Annotated in this window: 8 protein-coding genes; 1 reads left to right on the top strand and 7 read right to left on the bottom strand. The window is 68.4% G+C overall.

Going from position 1 to position 8,610, the window contains the following annotated elements:
* Positions 1-37: 37 nt before the first annotated feature.
* Genes ACZY1G_RS19965 through ACZY1G_RS19955 form a run of 3 tightly spaced genes read right to left on the bottom strand, consistent with a single transcriptional unit; the run spans position 38 to position 3,758 of the window.
* Complete coding sequence (locus tag ACZY1G_RS19965; protein WP_463816482.1) at positions 38-1,810, bottom strand: ABC transporter ATP-binding protein; 1,773 nt, start codon at positions 1,808-1,810, stop codon at positions 38-40.
* A complete protein-coding gene (locus tag ACZY1G_RS19960; protein WP_463823398.1) occupies positions 1,807-3,522 on the bottom strand; it encodes an ABC transporter ATP-binding protein in 1,716 nt (571 codons plus the stop codon). The genes ACZY1G_RS19965 and ACZY1G_RS19960 overlap by 4 nt, the downstream gene beginning before the upstream one ends.
* Positions 3,519-3,758: an MbtH family protein gene (locus tag ACZY1G_RS19955; protein ID WP_463816480.1), complete on the bottom strand. Its 240-nt coding sequence runs from the start codon at positions 3,756-3,758 to the stop codon at positions 3,519-3,521. The genes ACZY1G_RS19960 and ACZY1G_RS19955 overlap by 4 nt, the downstream gene beginning before the upstream one ends.
* A 132-nt stretch (positions 3,759-3,890) precedes the next feature.
* On the opposite strand from ACZY1G_RS19955, the gene ACZY1G_RS19950 reads away from it, so the two are divergent.
* Positions 3,891-4,835: a methionyl-tRNA formyltransferase gene (locus ACZY1G_RS19950; RefSeq protein WP_463823397.1), complete on the top strand. Its 945-nt coding sequence runs from the start codon at positions 3,891-3,893 to the stop codon at positions 4,833-4,835.
* Here ACZY1G_RS19950 and ACZY1G_RS19945 read toward each other — a convergent pair.
* From ACZY1G_RS19945 to ACZY1G_RS19930, 4 genes are read right to left on the bottom strand one after another with little or no spacing between them, the layout of a single operon-like run.
* On the bottom strand, positions 4,819-5,625 hold the full coding sequence (locus tag ACZY1G_RS19945; protein ID WP_463823396.1) for an ABC transporter ATP-binding protein: 807 nt from the start codon (positions 5,623-5,625) through the stop codon (positions 4,819-4,821). The genes ACZY1G_RS19950 and ACZY1G_RS19945 overlap by 17 nt on opposite strands.
* Before the next feature lie 3 nt (positions 5,626-5,628).
* Positions 5,629-6,684: a FecCD family ABC transporter permease gene (locus ACZY1G_RS19940; protein WP_463816477.1), complete on the bottom strand. Its 1,056-nt coding sequence runs from the start codon at positions 6,682-6,684 to the stop codon at positions 5,629-5,631.
* A gap of 38 nt (positions 6,685-6,722) precedes the next feature.
* Entirely contained in the window at positions 6,723-7,778 is a 1,056-nt protein-coding gene (locus ACZY1G_RS19935; protein ID WP_463823395.1) for a FecCD family ABC transporter permease, read from the bottom strand.
* Positions 7,779-7,782: 4 nt separating this feature from the next.
* A complete protein-coding gene (locus ACZY1G_RS19930) occupies positions 7,783-8,595 on the bottom strand; it encodes a siderophore-interacting protein (RefSeq protein ID WP_463823394.1) in 813 nt (270 codons plus the stop codon).
* Positions 8,596-8,610 lie beyond the last annotated feature (15 nt).

Below are 8,610 nucleotides of genomic sequence, written 5' to 3'. Positions count from 1 at the left end.
GGGCAACCTCTTCTTCGTGTGAGTGGTGCGGGTGGGTCTAGCTGTGGGCGCGCCAGGCGCGCCACAGCCGGGCATAGCGGCCGTCACGAGCCAGCAGTTCGTCGTGGGTGCCGCGCTCGACGATGCGCCCGCCGTCCATCACGAGAATCTGATCGGCAATGGCGGCCTGCGAGAGGCGATGCGCGACAACGAGTGTGGTTCGCCCTTCGGTGGCGGCCAGGGCGGCGGCATCGAGCTCTCCGGCGGCGGCGCTGCCGGCTTCTGCGGTCGCCTCGTCGAGCACGACGACGCGCGGGTCGGCGAGCACCAGTCGCGCCAACGCCAGATGTTGCGCCTGCGCTGCGGTCACGTCGATACCGTGTTCGCCGACGAGGGTGTCCAGCCCGTCGGCCAGTCCCTCGACCCAGTCGCGGGCGCCGACCCGGGCCAGCGCGTCGAGCACCTGCTCCCGGGTGGCCTCGGGTGCGGCCAACCGCAGGTCGTCGAGGATCGTGCCGGAGAACACGTGCACTTCCTGGGTGACCGTGGCCACCCAGCTGCGCAGCCGATCGTCGGGAATGTCGGCGACGCACACGCCACCGATGAGGGTCTGGCCTGTGTTCGGCACGAACAGCCCCGCGATGACCGCGGCCAGCGTGCTCTTGCCCGCACCAGTGGTGCCCACCAGCGCACATCGGGTCCCGGCCGGGATCGAGAGCGTCACATCCTGCAGGACAAGCGGGCCGGCTCCATACCGGAACGACACGTTGCGCACCTCGACGTCGGCCGAGGCCGGCTCGGCCGCCGGGACCGGCGGGGCGTCCTGGGGTGGGGGCTTCAGGTCGATCACTCCGACGAGACGGGCAAGGCACGCAGCGCCCGCCTGGATCTCGTCGAAGTTGTACATCATCATCCCGATCGGGTTGAAGAGCCGATGGAACATCAGCGCCGCGGCAGTCGTCTGCCCGACGGTGACGGTGCCGCTACGGACCAGCAGGAAGCCGACGATCAACGTGGCGCTCAGGCCGATGAATTCGGCTCGATTGACACGCCCTACGAACCTGGTGAACAGCCCGAAGACCGTGACTTCGACGTCGCGGGCGCGCGCCGAGGCGTTCTCGATGACGCGTAGATGCTCGTCGTGTACCTCGTAGGCGTCGATGGTGCGCGCCCCCTGAATGGACTCGACGGTGGCCTGGGCACGTTCGGCGAGCGCGATGCGCTGCTGTGCGTACAGCGGCGCCGATCTCGGCAGGTACCACAACAGTCCGGCGATGTAGGCCGGAATGCACAGTGCGCCAGCCACTCCCAGACGCCAATCGATTCCCGCCATCCCGATCACGGTCACGACACCGAGGAAGAAGGCATTGAGCATGTCCGGAAGTACCTGGGAGACGGCTTTGGCGACCGCGGCGACATCCGCGCCGACCCGGGACAGCAGATCTCCCCGGCCACTGTCCTCGATGGTCGTGGCCGGCAGGTCCAGTGCGTGGCGCAGCACGTCTTCTCGCAGGTCCGCGACGGCGGACTCACCCAGGCGGGCGATCAGGTAGGAGGACAGGCCCGTGCCGAGCCCGCCGATCACCGCGCTCACTCCGATCACCGCGGCCAGGCCGACGAGCCCGGCCGAGCGTCCCTCGTCGACGCGGTCGACCAGTGAGCCGAGGAGGTAGATCGGCACGGTCGCTGCTGCTGCCGCAGTCAGGCCGACCACAAGCGCTGCAGCGCTGGCCGCCTTGCGCCTGCCTGCTTCGCCGGCCAGCCACGTCCACGTCCGTCGCATCGTGGCGACGGGCAGGACCGGTGGTGTCGTCGAGGTGCTGATCGTCATCGGTGCACCAATTCCCGGTAACCGTGATGGGAGTCGACGAGATCCTCGTGGGTGCCTTCACCGCGCACCTGTCCGTCGTCGACGACGATCACCCTGTCGGCGGCCGCGAGTAGGGCCGGACTTGTGGTGAACACGATCGTGGTGCGCCGCCGCGCAACTCGCAGCGCGCGAATGCCGTCGGCGATCGCCTGTTCGGTCACCGCGTCGACAGCGGTGGTCGGGTCGTGCAGCACCAGGACGTCGGGGTCGGCAGCCAGGGCCCGGGCCAGTGTCCAGCGCTGGCGTTGTCCACCGGAGAGGCTCGCGCCCCGTTCGATCACCCGGTGTGCCAATCCGTCGGCGTGCTGGGCGACCACGTCGTGCGCGCACGATGCGGACAGCGCTGCGGCAATGATGTCGGGCTCGGCGTCGGCGCCTGACATCGCGAGATTGGATTGCAATGTGCCGCTGAAGAGATCACCGCGGTGAGCTTCGACGATCACGGCGCGGCGCCGCTGCCCGTACGGGATGTCAGACAGTGCACGGCCACCGACACGGACGGTGAGGCCTGCGCCGCGGTCGCGGTCGGCCAGCGCATCCAGCAACGTCGTCGCATCGCGCGGGTCGGCGGCCACAACCGCCACCATCTCGCCGTGCCGCGCACGGAACGTGAGGCGCCCGGCGTCGTCGAGAACGTCCAGCGCAGCGTCGTCGGAAGTGTCCGCGACGTCCGACACGGGGTCCTCAGATCGTCGGGCTGGTGCGGACAGGACGTCGGCGACCCGGTTGGCCGAGGCTCGAGCCTCGGCCACCGAACTCGGCAGGGTGGCCAGCAAGGTGAACGGCTCGGCCAGGAACTGGGCGAGGCCGACCACCGTGATCAGTTGGCCGAGGGTGAGGTCGCCGGAGAGGGCGAAATACGCGGCCGCGACGGCAACGGCCATCGCGCTGAGCGCGCCCGCGGCACCGGCCGCACCGGCGTGCGCGCTTTCCATGCGCGACGCGTGCAGCGTCGCCCGCAGCGAGCGCCGGCTCGCGACGCGGTATCGGTCTGCAGCATTGCGTTGCGCACCGATGCCCTGCAGGGGGCGCTGACCGCTGATCAGATCGGTGGCCAGCGCGGTGGCTCGGCCGATCTGCGACTGCTGCTCCTCGACGCGGCGCGCGATGATCGGTGCGGTGAGCTGCAACCCGATCATCACCACAGGCACCCCGACGAGCACCATCACGCCCAGGGGTGCATCGATGTGGAGAAGGACGGCACCGCACGCGATCGTGGCGACCGCCGCGCCGACCATGCGCGGCACGTAGTCGAGCAGATAGGCCGTTTCCTCGGCGTCGGTGGAAGAGATCGACAGCAGTTCTCCTGCTTGATAATCGGTGACCATGCCGCGGGGGTCGAGAATCCGGCGACACAGCTCGACGCGCAAGAGGTGGCCCTCCTGGGCTATGGCGGCCATCAGCAGGCGCGCACCCATGCGGTAGACGGAGGTCAGCACCACGAAGAGAGCGGCCAGCACCGCGATCCAGCTGACGATGGCGGTGACGGAGCCGGTCGCCACGGCGCGATCGACGATGACGCCGATCAGGATCGGGACGGCGACTTCGCAGAGCTGGTGCGCGGCGATGAGCACAGAACCGCCGGCCAGCCGCGTGCGCTGCCGTGTGACGGCGCGGCGCAGCACTGCAGGCCCCGACCACTGTGCGTCGCCGTCAGTCGACGGCGTACTCACGCCCGCGCGGACTCGGCGCGGTCCATCTGCTCGCGCAGCGATTTGGGTCGCATGTCGGTCCAGTTCTCCTCGACGTAGGTCAGTGCGCTGTCGCGATCGGTGCCGTCAGGCCCACCGAACACCGTGCGCCACCCGGCGGGCACCTCGGCGAACGTCGGCCACAGCGAATACTGTTCCTCGTCGTTGATCAGGACCACGAAGCGGCCGTTCGGATCGTCGAAAGGATTGCTGGACAACGTGTTCTCTCTCTCTGCGAAGATCCCTGTATCGGTTGGCGGCCGCACCGGTAGGGTGCGGGAACCGACCGACGGCATGCTATCAAAGGTTAGGCTAACCACAGTAGGCTAGCCGGAACCAGGGAGGTCGTCGTGCGCGTCGTCATGTTCGGATATCAGACGTGGGGCCATCGCACCCTGCAGGCGCTGCTGAAGTCGCGGCACGACGTCGAGCTCGTGGTGACACATCCGACGAGTGAGCATGCGTACGAATCGATCTGGGCGGACTCGGTGGAGGACCTGGCTCGCAGCGAGGGAATCGAGGTGTGGCTGGCGAAACGTCCCGACGCCGAGCTGATCGAGCGGGTGCGTGCGGTCGCGCCGGATGTGATGGTGGCCAACAACTGGCGGACAAAGCTCCCGCGCGACCTGTTCGCCATCCCGCGGCTGGGGACGGTGAACCTGCACGACTCGCTGCTGCCGAGATTCACCGGGTTCTCTCCGGTGATCTGGTCGCTGATCAGCGGCGCCACCCACACCGGTCTCACTGCGCACCTGATGGACGACGAGTTGGACACCGGCGAGATCCTGGTGCAACGCGCGGTGGAGATCACCCCGTCGAGCACCGGCACCAGCCTGGTCTACGACACGCTGGACCTGGTCCCCGAGGTTCTCGAGGCTGCGCTCGACGGACTGGAACATCAGAGCGTGCAACCTGTGCCGCAGAACCTCGCGGATCGCACGTTCTTCCACAAGCGATCCGAGCAGGACAGCCTGATCGACTGGCGCTGGCCCGCAGCCGACATCGAGCGTTTCGTCAGAGCACTGTCGGACCCATACCCCAACGCTTACAGCTACTTTCGCGGTGAGCGGCTCCGAGTGATCTCGTCGCACGTGTCGCGCTGCGTCTACGGCGGCACGCCGGGGCGGGTGTTCATCGAGGAGGACGGCGGCATGGTCGTCGTCGCCGGTGCCGACGCGTACCGCGGGCAGTCCAAGGGTCTTGTCCTCGACGTGGTGCGCACCGACGACGGCGTGAACCATGCGGCGCTGGACTTCTTCGGCAGGGGCGGCGGGTATCTCACCTCCCATCCGTGAGGTAGGGGGAGGCGCGCGGCACGATCAGCGGTGTGGCGGTCTGCGGGTCGTCGATGATCTGGCACGACAACCCGTACACGTCGGCGATCAACTCCGCGGTCACCACCGTGCGTGGGTCCCCGTGATCGACGATGCGTCCTGCTTTCATGACGACGATCTCGTCGGCGTAGCGGCAGGCGTGGTTGAGGTCGTGCAGCACGGCCACCACCGTGTGTCCGTGCATCCGGTTGAGCATCGCGAACAGGTCGAGCAGCTCCACCTGATGGGCGATGTCGAGGTATGTCGTCGGTTCGTCGAGAAGCAGGACGGGGGTCTGCTGCGCGAGCACCATGGCGACCCAGACGCGTTGGCGTTGCCCTCCGGACAGTTCGTCGACGAGCCGGTCGCCCAGGTCGCTCACCCCGGTCAGCGTCATGGCCTCGGTGACCGCCGTCTCGTCGTCAACGGACCACTGCCGCAACAGTTTCTGATGCGGGAAGCGGCCGCGGGCCACCAGGTCTGCGACGGTGATGCCTTCCGGTGCGATCGAGGTCTGGGGGAGAAGGCCCAGCCGGCGGGCCACCTCCTTGGTGTGCAGGCTGCCGATGTCCGTGCCGTCGAGGACGACCCGCCCCTCGGCCGGACGCAGAAGCCGGGCCAATCCGCGCAGCAGCGTGGACTTTCCGCAGGCGTTCGGACCGACGATCATCGTGATGCGTCCGTCCGGGATCGGCAGCGTCAGGTCGGTGACGATCGGTGTGTCGCCGTAGCCCAGCGACAGGTGGTCGGCGGCCAATCGGCTGTCCATCATGATTCACCGCTTCCGTGACTGGGTGACGAGGAGATAGATGAGATAGCAGCCGCCCAGGGAGACGGTGACCACTCCGACGGGTAACTCGTTGTCCGCGAACAACTGCTGGGCGATGACGTCACTGACCAACAGCAGCGCCGCACCCATGACCGCGGCGGGCATCAGCGCCACGCCTGGGCTCGCCGTCAACCGCCGGGCCAGCTGCGGTGCCGCAAGAGCGACGAACGTGATCGGTCCCGCGGCCGCGCACGCCACGGCGACCAGCCCGACGCCGACGACGAGGTAGGCAGCCCGCGCACGATCGGGCTTGAGCCCGAGTGCTCCCGCGGCGTCGTCGCCGAGTTGCAAGACCGGCAGCTGGGGGCCGAGGGCGACGAGAGCCGACACCAGCAGTGCCACACAGACAGTCATCGGAACCACCTGCGCCCACGTCAGACCGCTCAACGTGCCCTGCTGCCAGATGGCTGCGGTGACCGCGGTGTGGTGATCGATCTTGATCACGATCCACTGGTTGACGGAGTTCAACACCGCACCGACCGCGATACCCACGACGATCAGCCGATAACCGGCGACCCCCCGCTGGAAAGACAAGGCATAGACCAACACCGCGGTCACCAGTCCGCCGACGAGTGCGCCGGCGGCCACCGGGTAGTACCCCGCTCCGACGGTGGCGATCACGGCGAGCGCGCCGGTGTAGGCGCCGAAGTTGACGCCCACGATCTCCGGGCTGCCCAGCGGATTTCCGGTCACTGCCTGAAAGATGGCTCCCGACAGACCGAGTGCCGCACCGACCAGCAGGGCCATCAGCATGCGGGGCAACCGCCATTCGAGGATCACCACCCGGTCGAACGAGGTGTTGGAACCGGCCAGCACCGACACCACGTCCATCGGTGCGACGTGGTACTTGCCCAGACCCACGGCCAGCAGTGCGGTCAACAGCACTCCGGCCAGCATGAGGGTCACCGTGATCACGGCCCGTCGAGAGGTGCGCACCGTGACGGCGCCGAGGCGCAGCACGTTCTGCCGCCGACGCACCGGGTTCTTCATCGTCGTTGTCATATCGTCGTTGTCATATCGTCGTTGTCATATCGGTGATGTCATTCGTGCACTGTGGCCCGTCTGCGAATCAACCAGATCAGCACCGGGGCTCCGACGAACGCCGTGACGATGCCGGCGGGCAACTCGGACGGTGCGATCACCACCCGGCCGACGATGTCGGCGGCCAGGAGCACCGTAGGTGCGACCACGACGGCATAGGCCAGGATCCATCGCCAGTCGGGCCCGGTGAACCGGCGGACCGCGTGCGGCACCATCAGGCCCACGAACCCGATAGGCCCCGCGCCCGCGGTCGCCGCGCCGGCCAGCAGCGTCACGGCCACGAGGCTGAGCGCCTGGGTCCGAACGACGTTGCCCCCCAGGCTCGTGGCCAGATCGTCGCCGACGGCGGTGACGTTGAGAGAGTGGGCGACGACCAGGCACAGCACCGCGCCCGCCGCGATGAACGGGCTGATCGCCAGGGCGACCTCGAGAGGGCGACCGTCGAGGGCGCCGGCGTCCCAGAACCGCATGTTGTCGAACGCCCGCGGATAGCGCAATCGGACCGCGAAACCGAGGCCGTCCATGACCGCGCCGATCGCGACGCCGGCGAGTAGCACGCGCACCGGGGTCGCGGCCGCTCGGCCCGCCATTCCGATCAGGTAGACCAGCATCATCGCGAACAGGGCGCCGGCGAACCCGAACCAGATGTAGGTCCAGATGCCCTGGAGGCCCAGCAGTGCGATCGCGGTGACGATGAAAAGTCCTGCGCCGGCGTTGATCCCGAGCACCTCGGTGTCGGCGAGCGGATTTCGTCCCACTCCCTGGATGAGGGTGCCGGACAACCCGAGCGCTACCCCTACGAGGACGGCCAGCACCGTGCGAGGGATACGCAGGTCGCGCACGATCCACTCGTCGCCGGATGCTGGGCCGGTGGCGACAGTCAGTGCCTGCCACACCGTCGTCAGGGACACGTGCTGGGTGCCGATCGCGAGGCTGGCCACGCACAGCACGGCGAGCAGCGCGGTCGCGGCGGCGAGTCCGACAGCGTTTCGGCGCGCCGAAACACGGCGGGGGAGCGACCGGGGCGCGGGGTGTGCCGGGGCGTCGAGGACCACGCGGTTAGAGTCCGATCCGTTCGCAGACGTCGTCGAACTCCTCGAAGGCGACTTTCTCGTCCTTGCCGGCCGCCAGGGCCTGCTGGTAGACGATCAGCGCCTCGTCGCCGTTCTCGGCGAACCGGGCATCCCATGCCTCGGAGTCCACCCGCCAGTAGCCCGTGATGTCGTAGCGGTCGCGCTGCCATCCCCTGGAGCGCAGATCTTTGCGCACTGCGCGGGATTCGGCGGCCTCGCCGGCGAACCAGCAGTATCCGCGGCCAGGGGGCATGGGGAGGGCGCGCACCGCGTCGGCCAACATGCTGGGGCACGTACCGTTTCCGGTGCCGAGCAGCGGCAGCACGGTGACGCCGTCACGGCGGGGCAGGTAGTCGAGATCGTCGGACGTCGGCACCTCGGCGATGACGGTCGCGGTCATCCCGGTCGGCAGTTCCTCGACGATGCGAGCCGCCGCTGGAAGTCCGGACAGGTCGGTGATCACCACCTGCCACTTGGTGTCCGCGGGTGGCCGGTACCAAGCTCTGGCGTGATCGAGGACAACTCGCTGCCCGGTTTCCGCGGTGGTGGCCCAGGATGAGCCGGGTCCGTGACGGTGCAGTGCGATGTCGAGGGTGAGCAGCGCACCCTCGTGGTGGCGGACGGAGTAGTTGCGGCCCTCGCCGTCCGGGTGATCTCTCGGGGAGAAGTAGACCCCAACAGCCGAATCGGCGTCCGGCCTGACCTGAAGGGCGTCGGGATCGTCGACATGCAGCACGATGCGCCGCAGCCGGGTGCTCAGCGCGCGGGTGTCGACGACAGAGGCGTAGGAGTGCGACACATAAGTGAGGCTAAC

This window comes from Mycobacterium sp. IDUB_5 (genome assembly GCF_055419565.1).
Note: the sequence above shows the minus strand (reverse complement) of the source record. Positions and strands in the feature narration are given on the sequence as shown.

What these genes read in the sequence shown, in the direction of transcription:
- ACZY1G_RS19965 (WP_463816482.1), bottom strand. Translation starts at nt 1,810, where the DNA reads ATGACGATCAGCACCTCGACGACACCACCGGTCCTGCCCGTCGCCACG.
- ACZY1G_RS19945 (WP_463823396.1), bottom strand. Translation starts at nt 5,625, where the DNA reads ATGATGGACAGCCGATTGGCCGCCGACCACCTGTCGCTGGGCTACGGC.
- ACZY1G_RS19940 (WP_463816477.1), bottom strand. Translation starts at nt 6,684, where the DNA reads ATGACAACGACGATGAAGAACCCGGTGCGTCGGCGGCAGAACGTGCTG.